General features: G+C 63.7%; 12 protein-coding genes and 1 pseudogene. 8 read left to right on the top strand and 5 right to left on the bottom strand.

Translation table 11 applies throughout. The annotated features are described in order from the left end of the window. Positions 1–7 precede the first annotated feature (7 nt). A complete protein-coding gene (locus ACZ522_RS01695; protein ID WP_379694900.1) occupies positions 8–274 on the bottom strand; it encodes a hypothetical protein in 267 nt (88 codons plus the stop codon). Between the two features lie 187 nt (positions 275–461). After that, positions 462–2261, bottom strand: coding sequence for an endo-1,4-beta-xylanase (locus tag ACZ522_RS01690; RefSeq protein WP_379694902.1), 1800 nt, complete (start codon positions 2259–2261; stop codon positions 462–464). Between the two features lie 434 nt (positions 2262–2695). Here ACZ522_RS01690 and ACZ522_RS01685 point away from each other — a divergent pair, with 434 nt between their 5' ends. From ACZ522_RS01685 to ACZ522_RS01665, 5 genes are all read left to right on the top strand, one after another. After that, the gene (locus ACZ522_RS01685) at positions 2696–3652 is read left to right on the top strand and encodes a mannonate dehydratase (RefSeq protein ID WP_379695237.1); all 957 of its coding nucleotides are present in this window, start codon (positions 2696–2698) and stop codon (positions 3650–3652) included. 71 nt (positions 3653–3723) lie between these two features. Further along, on the top strand, positions 3724–5091 hold the full coding sequence (gene uxaC, locus ACZ522_RS01680) for a glucuronate isomerase (RefSeq protein ID WP_379694904.1): 1368 nt from the start codon (positions 3724–3726) through the stop codon (positions 5089–5091). A 56-nt stretch (positions 5092–5147) separates the two neighbouring features. Beyond that, positions 5148–5927 carry an SDR family NAD(P)-dependent oxidoreductase gene (locus ACZ522_RS01675; RefSeq protein WP_379694906.1) on the top strand — a complete coding sequence of 260 codons (780 nt, stop codon included), beginning with the start codon at positions 5148–5150 and terminating at the stop codon, positions 5925–5927. A 622-nt stretch (positions 5928–6549) separates the two neighbouring features. Further along, positions 6550–8049, top strand: a complete 1500-nt coding sequence (locus ACZ522_RS01670) for a glycoside hydrolase family 43 protein (RefSeq protein WP_379694908.1) — start codon at positions 6550–6552, stop codon at positions 8047–8049. A gap of 62 nt (positions 8050–8111) precedes the next feature. After that, positions 8112–9593: a family 4 glycosyl hydrolase gene (locus ACZ522_RS01665; protein ID WP_379694910.1), complete on the top strand. Its 1482-nt coding sequence runs from the start codon at positions 8112–8114 to the stop codon at positions 9591–9593. A gap of 375 nt (positions 9594–9968) precedes the next feature. Here the strand turns inward: ACZ522_RS01665 and ACZ522_RS01660 are convergent, their stop codons facing one another. Both ACZ522_RS01660 and ACZ522_RS01655 read right to left on the bottom strand, forming a co-directional pair. Beyond that, on the bottom strand, positions 9969–10682 hold the full coding sequence (locus tag ACZ522_RS01660) for a DUF2270 domain-containing protein (protein WP_379694912.1): 714 nt from the start codon (positions 10680–10682) through the stop codon (positions 9969–9971). A 95-nt stretch (positions 10683–10777) separates the two neighbouring features. After that, a pseudogene (locus ACZ522_RS01655) lies at positions 10778–11233 on the bottom strand (MBL fold metallo-hydrolase); the annotation flags it as partial. Positions 11234–12113: 880 nt separating this feature from the next. On the opposite strand from ACZ522_RS01655, the gene ACZ522_RS01650 reads away from it, so the two are divergent. The 3 genes from ACZ522_RS01650 to ACZ522_RS01640 all read left to right on the top strand — a co-directional run bounded on the left by ACZ522_RS01650 (position 12114) and on the right by ACZ522_RS01640 (position 14751). After that, positions 12114–13409, top strand: a complete 1296-nt coding sequence (locus tag ACZ522_RS01650; RefSeq protein ID WP_379694914.1) for a Cdc6/Cdc18 family protein — start codon at positions 12114–12116, stop codon at positions 13407–13409. Between the two features lie 354 nt (positions 13410–13763). Further along, entirely contained in the window at positions 13764–14426 is a 663-nt protein-coding gene (locus ACZ522_RS01645) for an AIM24 family protein (protein ID WP_379694916.1), read from the top strand. A gap of 151 nt (positions 14427–14577) precedes the next feature. After that, positions 14578–14751, top strand: coding sequence for a hypothetical protein (locus ACZ522_RS01640; RefSeq protein ID WP_379694918.1), 174 nt, complete (start codon positions 14578–14580; stop codon positions 14749–14751). Positions 14752–14885: 134 nt separating this feature from the next. Here the strand turns inward: ACZ522_RS01640 and ACZ522_RS01635 are convergent, their stop codons facing one another. Then, complete coding sequence (locus ACZ522_RS01635) at positions 14886–16694, bottom strand: AAA domain-containing protein (RefSeq protein ID WP_379694920.1); 1809 nt, start codon at positions 16692–16694, stop codon at positions 14886–14888.

Here is a 16694-nt window from a genome sequence, read left to right as displayed (position 1 = left end):
CTTTCGACTACTCCGCCTTCGCCCGACGCGCCTCTTTCTCCCGTTGCCGTTGTCGGAGTCGGTAGAGGACGTACGTGAGGGGAACTAACGTCACGGCGACGATGGCGACGTCGAGGACGGCGATGACGACGCTCGGATCCGACGTATCGAACGACATCGCGAAGAGCGTCACGACTGCGACCAGTCCGAACAGTACGTCGGCGACCGCCAGACAGAACCAGAGGACGCGGAATCCCTCCATCCTCTCCCAGAACTCCTCGCGTGACCAGTTCATCGTTCGGCCGTACATCTCTTCCCGCGCTATTAGTTCCATCGTCTCACCCGATCGTAGATCGGAGTCGGACCGACGGAGCGTCGCGCCGAACGCCGGCGTTCTCCGTCGACGCATCGCGACGACGCTGCGTACGGGAGGCGGGTGGACGCGACGCTCGGCATCGGTCCGAGCGGTCGTCGGGTCCGGCCTACCCGTCGTACCCGACGACGACGGTTCCGTCGTCGGTTTCGCCGCGGAGCATCGCAGCGCCGCCGTCGAGAGCGCTCTCCTCGGCGTCGAAGACGAGGACGCGATGGTCACGGCCGTCGCCGTTTCCGCCACCGCGGTTCCGTTCGTTCTGCACGGGACTACCCCCGCCGTCGTTGACGGCGTCGGGAGCGCCGAAGCGAACCGTGTCGGTGTCGAGATCGTCGGCCTCGAACGCGTCGCCGTCGGAGACGCGAACGGGCACGTTGCCGTTCGAGCGCCCGTTTCCGCCGCCGAGAACGTCTATCTCGACGGTCTGTACGTGAACCGTCTCGGGCGACGGATCGGTGACGGCCGCGTCGATTTCGAGTTCGCCCTCGTCTACCGACAGCGTCAGGTCGTAGTACCCGAGGTAAGCCCTCGCGGAGAACGTTCCGTCGTCCGTCGTCCCGGACGTGTCGGTCCACCACTGATCGAACACGAGTTCGGTGTACGCGTCGTACGCCGGTTTCTTCGACCAATCCTCGTAAAACAGGGGCGCTTCGCCCTGCCAGTGGCGACCGTCCCAGAAGCCCCACATCAGGAAGTCGGACGTGGCCGGGTGACTGTACAGCGTCTTCAGGAACCGATAGAGGTAGTCGGCTTTCGCTTCGTCGTCCCAGCTATCGTCCGCGGTGTCGAACTCGGTCACTTTGAGTTCCGCGCCGTACTGGGCGTACTCGTTGAGTCCTTCGAGCATTTCGACCGAGGTGAGCGTCTCGTCCTCCCCGAAGTGGCTCTGTAGTCCGACACTGCCGAGGTCGACGCCGTCGTCCTGCAGGGCTTCGATCTGCTCTCGATAGCGTTTCCGTTCGCTCTCGTAGGGGCCCGCGAAGACGTTGTAGTCGTTCGTGGCCAACGTGACGCCGTCGGGCGCGACGTCCGCGGCGATGTCGTACCACTCGCTGACGATGGGGGCGGTCCAGGCGTTGTACTCCGCACCGTCGGGGATCTCGCCGCCCTCTATTGCCTCGACGATTCTGGTCTGGTGAATCGCCTCGTTATATATCTCCCATTCCTCGATGTCGTCGCCGTAGTGTTCGATTATCTCTCGGACGTGTTCGGTCGTTCGCTCGTAGACGTACTCGGGGTCGAGTTCTGGGTCGGTGACGCCGTTGTCCTCCCACTCGACGCCCATCGCCTTCACGACATCCGGCGGAACCGCCCACGCTTCGACGTTCCCCCAGAGGGCGACGTGACCTCGGAGGTCGAGGGCGTGATCGAGAATCCACTGCGTCGCCTCGTCGGAGAGCTCGGTGCTCTCCTCCCAGAAGCGCCACTTGTGGTGGTTTTCCAGAACCGCCTTGTTGAACAGCTCCGGGATGTGTTCGCGGTAGTCGTCGCCGGGTTCCGTCTCCTCTATGAGGGTACCCGCGTTGACCGCCGTTCCGAACCCGTACGCGTGTTCGTTCATCTCCACGTTCACGTCGGCGGCGACCGGATTTCCGTCGTCGTCCACGACTTCGACGGTGAGGTCGGCGGTTCGGTGTTCGCGGATTCGCTCGTCCGCGGCCGCCTCCCAATCCGTCTCGTCCTCGTCGGTCACCTCGACGGTGCGTGCGTCCGAATCCGCCGTTGCGGACGCGACGGACGAACTGCTCGCGCCGAACCCGAGCAGGCCGGCCGCGCCCAGTATCTGCAGGTACCCCCGTCTGTCGAGTCCGCCCGCCGTCTCGGCTGGCTCTACGTCCCGTGTCTCTCCTCTCTCGCCCGTCGATTCGCCTGCCGACGGTCCGTCGTCTAGTAAGTTACGTCTGGACATAGCTTCGTCTCGGTGCGCTGAAGCACCGGATGTCTATTCGACTGATTGTTTAATGAAAATTTCTGAACTTTAGATGTAATTCGCGTTGATATAAATGTCGTCACGAGTACGTCACGATTCGTTCGACCGCCGCCTACGCCGGAGGAGCGAACGCCGAACTCGTACTCTACTCGCCGCTAACCGAGTCGGAGTACGAGAGCGCGATAGCCGCCCTCGCCGAAATCGGAGCGGTGGAGCGCACGGAGTACACCGACGACAACGCCGTCGGCGTCGCGCGCCAGTTCGCCGACGAGATCGCCACGGAAGCGTTGGAGGGGTTCGACGTCGAGTGGTCACTTCTCGTCGCATCCCCGGCAGTCGTCGGTGACGGTGGGACGGAGCTGGGCAGCACGAGTCGGACAACCTATATACCGATGCTCGCAGAACTTCGAGGCATGGACGTTACGTGGATGCTCCCGCCGCACCCGGACCGTCGGTGGACGATTGCCAAACAGCTCGGGCTTTCGACGGCCGTCGTTCGCTTCTGGGGCGAGGAGGAGTGGTGGACGTACGACTCGTTGCTGAAGACGCGCAACCGCTTCGCCGATCACGGCCTCTCCTTGGACGTCGTCGAGGACCGCCCGCCGATGACCGACACGGTACTCGGCCGCGAGGGACGCGACGAGGAGATAGCGACGGTCAAACGGTTACTCCGGAACATGGGACGGGCCGACATCGACGTCTACTCGTGGGTGTGGACGGAGAACCCCGTCGGCGTAATTCGAACCTCGGACGCCGTTCCGCTTCGCGGCGAGTCGCGGACGACGGCGTACGAGCACGAACAGTCCGAACGCGCCCCCGACCACCCCGTCGATATTGGCGAGTCGGAGCTGTGGGAGAATCTCGAATACTTCCTCGACGAGGTCGTCCCCGTCGCGGAGGAGGCGGGCGTCAAGCTCGCACTCCATCCCGACGACCCCCCGGTATCGTCCGTTCGCGGCGTGCCTCGACTCGTCAACTCTGTCGAGAACGTCCGACGAATCTTGGACCTCCACGACAGCCCAAACCACGGACTGACGTTCTGTCAAGGCAACTTCTCGGCGATGGGGGCCGACGTGCCCGAGGCGATTCACCGCTTCGGCGACCGGATCCACTTCGTCCACTTCCGCGACGTGGAGGGGGAGGCGGAGTCGTTCACCGAGACGTGGCACGAGGAGGGACAGACCGACATGCTCGCCGCGATGGAGGCGTACCGCGACGCGGGGTTCGACGGACCCATCCGTCCCGACCACGTCCCGAAGATGCTCGGCGAACAGGACAGGGAGGGCACGCAGGCCGGGTACACCGACATGGGTCGCCTGTTCGCCGTCGGCTACATGAAGGGGCTCTTAGAGCGGACCGAAGGCCGATAGCCGATTTCGTCCGGCCGTCGGTCCGCGAACCGGTCCGAAGTTTTATTGTCGGCGTCCGAGCAGGTTCGACCATGGGATTCATCGACGAGGACTACCTGTTACAGTCGGATGCGGCGGCGGCGCTCTATGACGCGATCGCCGACCTCCCGGTCGTCGACCCGCACAACCACATCGACGTGGCCGAAGTCGTCGAGAACGAACCGTGGACCGACATCTGGGAGGTCGAAGGCGCGACGGACCACTACGTCTGGCAGCTCATGCGAAAGCGGGGCGTCCCCGAGGAGAAGATTACCGGCGACGCCGACAATCGGGAGAAGTGGAACGCCCTCGCGGAGGTCTGCCCCGACTTCGCGGGTAACCCTACCTACGAGTGGATTCATCTCGACTTGAAGCGGCGGTTCGGCGTCGAGAAATCGCTGAACGCGGAGACGGCCGACGAGATATGGTCCAAGACGAAGAGCCAACTCGCCGAGCCGCAGAAACGGCCGCAGGAAATCCTCCGCGAGATGAACGTCGAAGCGCTCTGTAGCAGCGACGACCCCACGTCGCGTCTGGAGTACCACGAACGGGCCGAAACGGAAGTCGAGGGCGTCGATATCCGTCCCACCTGGCGTCCGGACCGAGCGCTGAAGGTGGAGAACGCCGAGTGGTCTACGTTCGTGTTGGAACTCGCTTCCGTGACGGAGAGCGACGTCGAGGCGTTCGACGGCTTCCTCGACGCACTCGCGGAGACGCACGAGTACTTCGTCGACCACGGTTGCGTCGCCTGTGATATAGGAGTCGGGACCGACCCCGTTTCGAGACCGGTGAGTCGTGAACGCGCAGGCGGCGTCTACGAGAGAGCGCGCAGGGGGGACGCCCTCGACGATGCGGAGGTGCGCGACTTCAAGGCGTTCCTCCTCGAATACGTCGGCCGGTTGAACGCGGAGGCGGGATGGGTGACGCAGCTCCACATCGGTGCGGTCCGCGACTATCGGGACTCCCTCTACGACGAAGTCGGCCCGAACGCCGGCGGCGACGTCTCGACGCGGGACGTGGACATCGTCGAGGGACTCGACTACTTCCTCGACGCCTTCGACGGCGAGATGGACATCGTCCTCTACACGTTGGACCCGACGCACTATCCGAGTGCGACGGTGATCGCCCGCGCGTACCCGAACGTGAGCATCGGACCCGCGTGGTGGTTCAACGACAGTCCGTTCGGACTCGCGAACCAGTTAGAACGCGTCGCGTCCGTCGACCTCCTCGCGAACTACGCCGGCATGGTCAGCGACTCGCGGAAAGTCGTCTCCTACGGGTCGCGGTTCGAGATGTTCCGGCGAACGCTCGCCAACGTAGCGGGCGAGATGGTCGAATGCGGGCAGATACCCGCCGACAACGCCCGGCGACTGGTCGAACACGTCGCCTACGACAGGCCGAAGGAACTGTACGGTCTCTGAGTCGGGTCGAACATCCGGAACAGTGAAGTGTTTTTCACCGGTGGTGTCGAACGAGTATGTCAGAACAGCTCGACGGAGAGACTGCGATAATCACGGGGTCCAGCCAGGGAATCGGTAAAGGAATCGCCGAACGGTTCGCCGCGGAAGGGGCGAACGTCGTCGTCAACTCCCGGTCGCAGGACCGGGCCGACGAGGTGGCCGAAGCGATAGCGGACGACGGCGGCACCGCCATCGGTGTCGAGGCGGACGTCACGGACGAGGGCGCGATGGAAGCGCTGGTGGAGACCACCGTCGAACGTTTCGGAAGCGTGGACGTGATGGTGAACAACGCTGGCCTCACGATACTCGGCGAGGCTCACGAGTTCGACATCGAGGAGTGGCGCAAAGTCGTCGACGTCGACTTGGTCGGCACGTTCATCGGCTGTCAGGCCGCGGGCAGACGGATGATGGAACAGGAGAAAGGCGGTGCGATTCTCAATATCTCCTCGCTGATGGGTAGTCGGGGCCTCCAGAAGCGGTCGCCGTACTGCGCAGCGAAAGCCGGCGTGAACAACCTCACGCAGACGCTCGCAGTGGAGTGGGCCGAACACGATATCCACGTCAACGCCCTCGCACCCGGGTTCATCTGGACGGAGATTACCGAACAGACCCAGGGGTCGGCCGGATACACCGACGACGACATCCGCGACCGGACGCCGATGAACCGGTTCGGTAGCGTAGAGGAGATGGCCGAGTGTGCGCTCTTTCTCGTCGGGCGGAACAACTTCGTCACCGGGGAGGTTCTCCACGCCGACGGCGGATGGCAGGCGTACGGGTGGGGGTCTGGCGACCAGTAGCACTGCCCTCTCACGGAGCTTGCTCGGTACCATTTTTGGCTATTGCCGCGTTCGAGTTCTCCCCCGCTCAGACCGACGTTCTCTATATTAGAACTCTCGTCCGGGGAGCGCCCGGTGAGGGTTACAGTTTTAGATATGTAACGGGTATCCAGCGACGAGAGATGTCGTACGCCCTCCCCCCCCCCCTTCGGAGATAGAAAACGGGCTCTACGGTCTCTGCGTCCGTAAATCGATAGAACTCCGTTGGCCTGCGGACGCGTCCCGCGGACTCGAGGACCTTCAGATCCGGTCGGCGTTCGTCGCCGGTCATCAGCACGCAACCACCTCCCGAAGCGCCGTTAGGCACTGTAAGCGCCGTTCACGCCCCTCTCAAAGCCGCTTGCTGGGTTTGTCGCCGAAGCAGAGGTCCGTCTCGTCAGCGTTTGGCCGAGGTGAGCGTCTTTTCGGTGGTCCGCCCGGGCGTTCCGCGTTCGCGAGTAGCCGAGCCTATCTTGCCTCAACAATCGTTCTATTCCAGAGAACGGAGCGTGAGACGCGGACGGTTCGCCGGTCCCGCACGCTCGAAAACTGACGCCCGCGTCGTCGGAGGAAAACTGATGTGCGCCGGATGTGACACACCCCCATGGAGTTTTTGAACCCAGTTCTCCCGGGGTGCTATCCGGACCCGACGGTCTGTCGCGTCGGCCGCGACTACTACCTCGCGACGAGTTCGTTCGAGTACTTCCCCGGGGTCCCCCTATTTCACAGTCGGAACCTCGTCGACTGGGAGCCGATCGGATACGCTCTGACCCGCGACGAACAGCTTTCCGTGCGGGACGCGTCCGCGTCCGAGGGCATCTTCGCGCCGACGCTTCGCCACCGCGACGGGACGTTCTACCTCGTGACGACGAACGTCGGCGGCGACGGCCACTTCGTCGTGACGGCGGACGACCCGCGCGGCGAGTGGTCCGACCCGACGTGGATAGACGCCCCCGGTTTCGACCCGGACCTGTTTTGGGACGGTGACGACGCCTACCTCACGTACGCTCACGACAGCGTCGTCGAACAGACGACGGTGGACGTGGAGACGGGCGAAACGGACGAGCGTCGGACGCTCTGGACCGGGACGGAGGGCGACTTCACCGAGGCACCTCACCTCTACGCCGTGGACGGTTCCTACTACCTCGTCCTCGCAGAGGGCGGCACTCACACCGGCCACATGGTGGTGGTCGCCCGGGCCGACGCTCCAACCGGCCCGTTCCGGGAGAATCCCGAGAACCCGGTTCTGAGCCACCGAGCCGAGATTCACCATCCGATACAAGCGACCGGTCACGCCGACTTCGTCCGCGCCCACGACGGCACGTGGTGGGCGATCTGTCTCGGCGTGCGGCAACACGGCGACCATCCGGGCTACCACCACCTCGGTCGCGAGACGTTCCTAGCACCCGTTCGGTGGGAGGACGGATGGCCGGTGGTGAACGGCGACGACCCCTTAGGACGGTTGGTACGGCGGTCAGACACCGCGTTGGAAGCGACGGGCGGCCGGTCGTGGACCGCGACGCGAGACGCGTTCGCGGACGACGGGCTCGGCGTCGAGTGGAACTACCGCCGGAACCCGCACCGCGACCGGTACGCGGTTCAGGACGGGACACTCGTCCTCCGCGGCGGCCCCGAAACGCTCGACGAGAAGCGTCCGACGTTCGTCGGACGCCGACAACAGCAGTTCGACTGTCAGGCCGAGACCCGTCTGGACTTCGATCCGTCCGGCGACGAGGAAGCGGGTTTCACCGTCGGTATCGACGAGGAACACCACTTCGATCTCGCCGTGACCGAGCGAACCGGCGACCGAATCGCGCTGACCCGCCTCCGTATCGGCGACGCGACGGAGACGATAGCGACGACAACCCTCGGTGCTGGACCGGTTACGCTCGCCGTCGAAGCGGACCGACACGAGTACCGGTTCGCGGCGGTCGCGGACGGGCGACGCCGTTCGATGGGATCGGCGCGGAGCAAGTATCTCTCGACGGAAGTCGCCGGCGGGTTCACCGGTGTTTTCATCGGTCTCTACGCCACCGGGAACGGGTCGCCCGCCGAGACGCCGGCCCGTTTTCGGAGCTTCCGATACCGACCAGCCGGGGAGTGAGGTTCGTCACCCCGTTACACGATTCCGATACGCATTTGTAACGCTGGGACCAGTCGCTGGCTATGGAGCACGTTGCGAGAGAGCCGAGCACAGCGTCCTCGAACTCGTTACCAACGACCGGGAAGCGCCTCAACGACGATGACGTCACCGTCGCCTACGTCGGCGGCGGAAGTCGCCAGTGGGTTCCCGACCTGGTTCAGGATCTCGCTCTCTCAGAGTTCGACGGGACCGTCCGACTGTACGACGTCGATATCGAGAGCGCGGCACGAAACGCCGAGTTCGGAAACTGGGTGCAGGATCGCGACGCGGCGACCGCCGAGTGGGAGTACACGGCCACCGACGACCTCGCCGGGGCACTCGACGGCGCCGACGTCGTGTTGCTGTCGACCCAGTACAACCCCACCGAGACGTTCGTCCACGACCTTGACATCCCGAAGGAACACGGCATCTACGGCGCGGTCGCCGCCACTATCGGTCCCGGCGGCATCTTCCGCGCGATGCGGACGATACCGCTCTACCGGGAGTTCGCGGCCGCCGTCCGCGAGAACTGCCCCGACGCGTGGGTGTTTAACTTCACCAACCCCGTCCACTTCGTCACGCGAGCGCTGTACGACGAGTTCCCCGGCATCAACGCGTTCGGCATGTGTCACGAGGTGCTCCACGGCCGTGACCGCCTCGCGAAACTCGCCACCGAGCATCTCGGGATGGACGCCGACCGAAGCGACATCTCGGTCAACGTCAAAGGTATCAACCACTTCACGTGGATAGACGAGGCGTACTGCCGAGGCGTGGACCTCTGGCCTCTCATCGACGAGTTGGCGCGCGGCGAGGAGGGGAACCGGACGTTCTCCCCCGCCGAACTCGAAGGCGAAAGCCCCTTCGTCGACCCGTGGCAGGTCTCATGGGAGCTCTACCGCGAGTTCGACCTCCTCCCGTTCGCGGGCGACCGACACATCGTCGAGTACGCCACGTGGTTCCTCCAAGGCGGCAAGGAGGGTCTCAACCGCTGGGGCGTCAAGCGCACCGGGAGCGGCTTCCGCGCGAAACACTGGACCCCCTCCGAGTCCGAACAGACCACGGACGTCGAAGCGTGGCTCTCCGGCGAAACGGGGTTCGAGCTCGAAGCCTCGGGCGAGGTGCTCCTCGACGTTCTCGAAGCCCTCTCGGGCGGAGCGGAGTTCGTCACGAACGTCAACGTCCCCAACCGCGGGCAGGTCGAGGGCATCGAACGCGGGGCGGTCGTCGAGACCAACGCGCTCGTCGGAGCGAACGAGATTCGACCCCTGTCCGCCGGCGGGTTCCCCCGACCGGTCCGGTCGTTAATTCGGACGCACGTCGACACGATAGAGACGGTCGTCGAGGCCGCCCGAACGGGCGACCTCGACCACGCGTTCCGCGGGTTCCTCCTCGACCCACAGGTTCGCACTCTCCAGACCGAGGAGGCGCGAGAACTGTTCGCGGAGCTCGTCGCCGCCGAGGAGAAGTATCTCGACGACTGGAACATCGACGGGGCCGAGGTTCTGGCGAAGGCGGACGCGTACTGAATGCGCCGTCTCCGTCGGACATTCGGTGACTGGTGAATGACAGACGAACTCTCAATGTATGCTCCGATATCGACATCTCGGAATATTTAAGTCCGTAGAGATAGATTGTTTGTTTGTAATCATTATGTTGTGAATATTTGAGTAAAGTATTGTAGCCACTGATAGTATAGCACTACCGTTACTACCACATAAAATCGTTGGGTAAACGTGGAGAGAACTCACAGAACGCGGTACTTGGGAAGAAGTCGCCGACGAGAGGAATCCTCGCTCGTAGCACGGACTCGGATGGCAGTTCGGCTAAGCCCTCACAGTACCGAGAGCGGGGTTCGGTGCATCGAAGGCCGGTCCACGCGCAGACGGCCAGTCGGTAGCCGGTCACTCCTCGCTCCGGAACTTGCCGACGTTCTGGTTGTGGAGTTCGTCCTCCGACTTCCACGTCCGCGGCCTGAGGCCGACACAGAGGGCGACGAGGTAGAACGCGGCGACGGCGACGCTCACCCAGACGCCCGGAATTCGTCCGATGGCGGCGCTTCCGGGCCACGACTGGTTCTGGAACGCCGTCACGCGGATGACCCACGCGCCGACGGTGAGCGTCAAAAGCGGCAGGTAGACCCGACGGAGTCGGTGCGCCACCGCCTCTTCGGTGGAGATTTTGACAGCGGGGCGGCGGTAGTCCTTGCTCAGCCTCTTTCGCCACTTCGGGTCTTCGAGTCCCTGCGAGGGGTCGAGTCCGTAGGCGAAGACGTTCTTCTGTAGCGTTCGGACGCGCCCGCGCCAGATGTCGTAGCCCCGGTACCGCCGGGCTTCGATGAACAGGAAGACGGTCAACGCCGCGACGCCCAGAAGGAGGATGTAGTGGGGATGACTCTGCGAGGAGAACGCCCACGTCAGTATCGCGCTTATCACGACTATCGCCCAGTACGTCGTCTGGTCGAGTCGTTCGCGCCAGAACCGCATGCGGTGAATCTCGCCGCGGTAGAGGTGCGCCGCCGCCGAACTCGGACCCATGTCCTCGTCCAGCAACCCCTCACCGACTTCGCGGTGCTCCGCGTCCGTCGAATCGACGTCCTTCGCTGAGTCCTGCGGCATCGTGCTGTCCTACGCACGAGAGCAAAATGAGGACCACGGCTGTTCGCGGTCGTCGGGCGGGGAACCATCGGCGATGGGTGAGGCGAGTAAAGCCTTCACCGGTGGCGGTCGGTCGGAACCGTGAACTGGTACGTTTCGCCGCGGTCCAAGTACGCGACCCTGTCTTCGAGGCCCGCCTCGTCGACCGCCTCCACGAAGTCCGAGAGGGGCGATTGGAACGCCTCGTAGTCGTCGTAGTGGATCGGAATCGACATCTCCGCGTCGAACAACTCGACGGCCTCGACGCCCTGTGCTGCGTCCATCGTCAGCAGAACGCCGAGGACTCTGGTCCCGCCGAGGTGCAGGAGCGCCAAATCGATGTCGGGGAAGCGGTCGGGTATCTCCGCGAGTTCGTCGTACACGAGGGTGTCCCCGGTGACGTAGAGGCGGAACAGCACATCGTCGCCCGCGGGCTTGAACTCCAGCATGCTCCCCATCACCGGTGGCAACGCCCTCTCGACGACCGGCGGTCCGTGTCGCCCGGGCGTCGCGGTGACGTCGAGTTCGGCGTCACATCATCCTACGGAGCGTCACGAGGCGACGACAGTTCGCGCGGCCGGTCGTTCACGAGACAGTATAGTCGACCGGTCGGTCGCGGGCGGACACCCCTCGTTCAGAGTTAAAACGGCGGAGACTCACGGATTCGAACGGGCACCCTCGACTCGGGGGGGACCCCTCGTTCAGAGTGTAAAGGGAAGAGAGGGAGACCGGAGAGATGGTGGTGTCCAGTTCAAGACGGCAGTTTGGCCGGCGAGAAGGGAGATGAACGGGAATCTCTCGGAACGCACCCACCCCTCGTTCAGACTGTATCGGTTCGGCTCTGCAGGGACCTCGTTCGGACTGTATCGGCCCGGTACAGTCGGGAGAGAGGATCCCGTGAGAGGAAGAGAGTGATGTGGTATCGTGTGTCGTGAAAGTCGGCGGACACCCCCACCCCTCGTTCAGAGTGAAAACGATGAGAGGGGGTGACCCACGGTTTCCGAGAGCGTTCGGAGCGGCGAAACGAACCGACGCTGACGGGGGATAGTCGTCCCGTCAAAAACCCGAGTTCCCAAATATCCTCCGTTATAGACGTTATACTGGGAAGTTATCACTCTGAACAAGGGGTGTTGTCGAGAGAGACCCTAGTCTCTCGTGTCGGCGTTTCACTCTGAACGAGGGGTGGGGGAGGGGTGGGGAAAGAGTGAGGGAGAAGAAGCTAGAAGAGAAAAAGAGAGGAGGAGAGAAAGGAGGGAACGAACCGAGACGGCGACGGAGGTTCACTCTGACCGCAGAGGACGTGTTAGAAACCGTCGCCGTCCGATTACCTCGTTCGATACGGCTTCTCGAACAGCGCTATCACTCTGAGTGAGGTCCCATAGGTTTATTATTATCTAGTGTGGTTGGTGGTGTATGTCAGACGAGGAGGGAGAGGAGGTGGGGGACCCGTTGTTCGCCGACCAGGACCCCATCTTCGCGAGAAAGGAACTCCTCCACGTCGGCCACGTCCCCGAGGAGAACCGCATTGTCGGCCGCGACGAGGAGATACAGAGCGTCGCCGACGAGATCGGGGCCATCGTCCGCGGGGACCCGCCGAACAACGTGATGATATACGGGAAGACCGGGACGGGAAAGAGCCTCGTCTCCCGTCACGTCGCCAGTCGCGCGCAGAACGCCGCCGAAGCGAACGGCATCGCCTGCGGCGTCGTCTACGTAGACTGCTCGGAGGCCGACACGGAGACGAGAGCGACCCGGCAACTCGCCATGGAACTGAAGCGAGCGACGGAGTACGACCGAGAGATACCCACGCGCGGCGTCGGCACGATGGAGTACTACCGACACGTCTGGCGTATCCTCGACGACCACTACGACGCCCTCGTCGTCATCCTCGACGAGATAGACAAACTCACCAACTCGAACATCCTGATGCAGCTGTCCCGCGCGCGGGAGGCAAACAAGACGGAGAGTTACATCGGCGTCGTCGGCATCAGCAACAAGATACAGTACAGGGAGTCCCTCGACGAGCGAATCGACTCCAGCTTCGGTCACCGGGAACTGTTCTTCCACCCCTACGACGCTGACCAACTCCGCGAAATCATGCGCAACCGCGAAGACGCCTTCCAACGGGGCGTCCTCGCCAGCGGTACCATCCAACTGTGTGCGGCCCTCGCGGCGAAGAAGCACGGCGACGCCCGGAAGGCCATCGACATTCTGAAGGAGGCGGGCGAACTCGCCCGGCGGAACGACGACGCGACGGTCACGAAAGAGCACATCCGGCAGGCGCAGGACATCGCCGAGATAAACCGCGTCGAAGAGTTGACGAGCGGCGGTACCATCCACGCGAAACTCGCGCTGTACGCCCTGTCGAGTCTCGTCATCGTCGGCGACGAGGGGACGTACTCGACGCGGCAGATATACGAACGCTACGAGCAGATGTGCGACGTCGCGGGCTTCGAACCCGTCACCGAGAACGGCCTGTACAAGCAGTTGAAAGAGCAGGCGTTCCTCGGGGTCATCGAGTCGAACAAGACCGGCGGCGGTCGGTCGCAGGGGAGTTACCTCCTCCACCGACTCGTCACCGACCCCCGCCACATCGTCAAGGCGGTTCGCCGCGACGCCAGCCTCGACGACCTGCCGACCGTCGAAGACCTCTCCTCGATGGAGGGGAACCGAAACGGCTCTCAATCGACGCTCGGGACGAGTCGGTAGTCGAACGGCGCTTCGGCACACCGCTCCGTTCCCGACGTACCCCCACCTCACCGGGCGTTTTCACTCTGAACGAGGGGTGTCTCCCCCTCCCCTCCTCCTCCCCTCTTCTCTGTCTCTCAACTCTCTTTCTTCCCTCCTTCTCCTCTCTCTTTCTTCCCTCCTTCTCCTCTCTCTTTCCTCCCTCCATCTCCTCTCTCTCTCATCTCACCTTCCCACCTTCTCCTGTCTCTCTTTCCTCTCTCCTCTCCGACTCCCGACTTCGCTCACAGTCGTCGAACCCGAGAGCGCATATTTATCTTGTCAGAGTGACATTCTTCTAGACGTAGTCGCCCCGCGCGACTCGGAGCCCCCACGATGAACATAGACGAATTCGTCAACTCGCACGCACCGACAGAGACCGGACAGACCTTCGAGCTGGAGAACTCGAAGATGCTGGATATCGACTTAGACGGGAGTGTCCTGGCGAAGGCAGGGTCGATGACCGGCTACACCGGCGACATCTCCTTCGAGCGGAAGTCCTCCGGCGGACTGACGGGGATGCTGAAGAAGAAAGCCACCGGAGAGGGGGCGGTGATGATGCAGGCGACGGGCACGGGTCACCTCTACCTCGCCGACCAAGGGAAGGAAGTCCAGATCCTGGAACTCGACGCGGACGACGAGATAAGCGTCAACGGCAACGACGTGCTCGCCTTCGAGGAGAGCGTCGACTGGGACATCAAGATGCTCAGCAGCATCGCCGGCGCGTCCACCGGCGGACTGTTCAACGTCTTCCTCCGCGGACCGGGGCACGTCGCCATCACCACCCACGGAAAACCGCTCGTCGTCCCGACGCCCGTCAGCACCGACCCCAACGCCACCGTCGCGTGGAGTAGCAACGTCTCGCCCTCCTCGAAGCGCGACATCAACATCAAGAGCGTCCTCGGTCGGTCCTCCGGCGAGACGTACCAACTCCACTTCGCCGAGGAGGACGGGTTCGTCGTCATCCAACCGTACGAGGAGCGACAACCCGGACAGTAATCGCGGACGCGGACCCGCGAACTCCGTTACAGTAGGTGGTACTGCGATTTCTTTATTTAGAATCAATTCCGAAACAATCGCTACATACAGGCCAAGCACACATCGCTCAGGACAGTGATGTATTTACAAAACTGTAATTATATCAACCAGTATGGAGAGAAGACGACTCAACGCGCTCATCGGACTGGCATTGGTTGCCCTCGGTCTTATCCAAGCGGTTTCCTTTGCCATGGCAGATGAGTGGATATTCTCATTCGGGGGCGTGCTCTATGCCATCTGTGGGATATATTATCTCCGGGCTGAGGTTTACTCTACTGCAGAGTAGGCACATCGACTTCGCAGTTCGATTGATTCGTCTTCGTGTCCGCCCCCAAATAAAGAAACCGTATCACCAACTACCGCTCAGACTCTCTCGGACGGCACCTCCACGCTCCCTCTCAGAGGGTCTCTCCCTTCCTCTCAGACGGGGATGAACTCCGGTTCGACGCGTTTCAGCCGACCGGTGTCGTCGAGGAACGAATGGAAGTCGTCGTACAGGTCGGTGCACTCGTGGTCGGCGTCTCGCCCGCGGAAGACGTTCCAGTTCGCGACGACGCTGCAGTGTTTCCCCGCCCGCGCCAACGCGACGTTGAGTCGGCGCGGCCCGTCGGGTCGGCGGCCCATGAACCCGACGCGGCCCGCCTCGTTGCTCCTGACGAGGGAGAGAAACACCGCGTCCCGTTCGCTCCCTTGGAAGGAGTCCACCGTATCGACGGTGATGCGCCCGCCGCCCGAGACGCGTTCGCGCAGCGAATCCCGAATCACGTCCACCTGCGCGCTGTAGGGCGTGATGACGCCGATATCGCCGGGACCGACGCCGTTCGACGCGTCCGAGACGACTTCGCTCGCGAGGTAGGTCACGAGTCGCGCCTCCGTCTCGTTGACGTACGAGTTACCCGCGCGTCGTTCCTCGCCGACGACGTGGAACCCCCGGAGGGCGTCGAGTCCCTCGACGGCGGAGACGTCGCGGCCGTTCCTGAGCGTCCGTCCGTAGAACCGGCGGTTCGGGAAGTGAACGACGTCGCGGTGCATCCGGTACTGCGTCCGGAGTTGGACGCCGACGCCTTCGTAGACGCCGCCCTCGGCGTACACGTGCTCGAAAATAGAGAGTCCGCCTGCGGACTCGGGCGGGGAGTCGGACGCGCTGTACGGCGGCAGTTGCCTGTGGTCGCCCGCGAGGACCAGCGTCTCGCCCTTCGAGAGCGGAACGCACGCGGAGGTATACGTCGCCTGCGTCGCCTCGTCCATCACCACGAGGTCGAACCGCGGGGGAAGCGCCGCCGCACTCCCGTTGGTGGAGGCGATCACGTCGGCGTCCTCGGGCCGCGTCGTCCCGTAGGCGTCGCGGACGAGTGACCGCGAGGACCGGCGGTAGTTCCGTCTGGCGAGGACGAACTCCGCCGCGCCGTGTTGCGCGTACGCGTGAAGCGACCGTTCGTCGGCCTCGGATTCGGTCGACGCGCCGACGACGAGGTTGTCGACAGCCTGATTCGAGTCCGCGCAGACGAGGACGGATCGACCGCTCTGGGCCGCGCGGCGGACGATTTCGACGAGCGTTCTCGTCTTGCCCGTCCCCGGCGGGCCGTGGATGCAACAGACATCGTCCGCGAGAAGCGCGTGTTCGACGGCTTCCTGTTGTTCTTGGTTGAGTTCGACGTCGTGGGTGGAACTCGTCGCCGCGCGGTCGCTTCCGAAGGTGAGTCTGCGGCGACCGGTGAGTGCGTCCGCGAGCGACGACCGAGACTCGACGCTGTCGATGGCCTCTCGCTCGCGGTCGAACGGGACGGGATTCAACAGGAGAATCGCGCCGTATCCGCGGCGTTTCGGCGCGAGGAACGATCCGACCGAGGCGCGTTCCTCGGGCACGAAGTCCGAGTGCCAGAACCGAATCTGCGCGCAGAGCGACGACGCCTCGAACGCCTCCCGGAAGATTCGCTTGCGGCTATCGGCGTCGGCGTCGTAGTAGACGAACATTCCCTCGTCGGTCAACCCCTCCGAGTAGACGACGTACTCGCCCGTCAGGGCGGCCGAGTCGGGTTCGTGAAGCGGGAGACGCGTCCACTCGTTGCGGTCCGGGTGCGCCAGTTCCGCGTGCGCGGCGGCGAACTCCGTGACCGTCGTCGTGGGAACGTCGAAGGCGGCGTCGGACGGCCCGGCGTCGCTCCGCGCGGCGAGTGACGCGGAATCGGCGTCGAACGCGGCCACCGCCTTCTCGAACAGGAGGGACAT

The organism is Halopelagius fulvigenes (genome assembly GCF_055398025.1).
This window is presented reverse-complemented; position numbering and strand designations above follow the sequence as displayed.

What these genes read in the sequence shown, in the direction of transcription:
- ACZ522_RS01685 (WP_379695237.1), top strand. Translation starts at nt 2,696, where the DNA reads ATGGACGTTACGTGGATGCTCCCGCCGCACCCGGACCGTCGGTGGACG.
- ACZ522_RS01675 (WP_379694906.1), top strand. Translation starts at nt 5,148, where the DNA reads ATGTCAGAACAGCTCGACGGAGAGACTGCGATAATCACGGGGTCCAGC.
- uxaC (WP_379694904.1), top strand. Translation starts at nt 3,724, where the DNA reads ATGGGATTCATCGACGAGGACTACCTGTTACAGTCGGATGCGGCGGCG.
- ACZ522_RS01665 (WP_379694910.1), top strand. Translation starts at nt 8,112, where the DNA reads ATGGAGCACGTTGCGAGAGAGCCGAGCACAGCGTCCTCGAACTCGTTA.
- ACZ522_RS01695 (WP_379694900.1), bottom strand. Translation starts at nt 274, where the DNA reads ATGAACTGGTCACGCGAGGAGTTCTGGGAGAGGATGGAGGGATTCCGC.
- ACZ522_RS01690 (WP_379694902.1), bottom strand. Translation starts at nt 2,261, where the DNA reads ATGTCCAGACGTAACTTACTAGACGACGGACCGTCGGCAGGCGAATCG.
- ACZ522_RS01650 (WP_379694914.1), top strand. Translation starts at nt 12,114, where the DNA reads ATGTCAGACGAGGAGGGAGAGGAGGTGGGGGACCCGTTGTTCGCCGAC.
- ACZ522_RS01670 (WP_379694908.1), top strand. Translation starts at nt 6,550, where the DNA reads ATGGAGTTTTTGAACCCAGTTCTCCCGGGGTGCTATCCGGACCCGACG.
- ACZ522_RS01635 (WP_379694920.1), bottom strand. Translation starts at nt 16,694, where the DNA reads ATGTCCCTCCTGTTCGAGAAGGCGGTGGCCGCGTTCGACGCCGATTCC.
- ACZ522_RS01645 (WP_379694916.1), top strand. Translation starts at nt 13,764, where the DNA reads ATGAACATAGACGAATTCGTCAACTCGCACGCACCGACAGAGACCGGA.
- ACZ522_RS01640 (WP_379694918.1), top strand. Translation starts at nt 14,578, where the DNA reads ATGGAGAGAAGACGACTCAACGCGCTCATCGGACTGGCATTGGTTGCC.
- ACZ522_RS01660 (WP_379694912.1), bottom strand. Translation starts at nt 10,682, where the DNA reads ATGCCGCAGGACTCAGCGAAGGACGTCGATTCGACGGACGCGGAGCAC.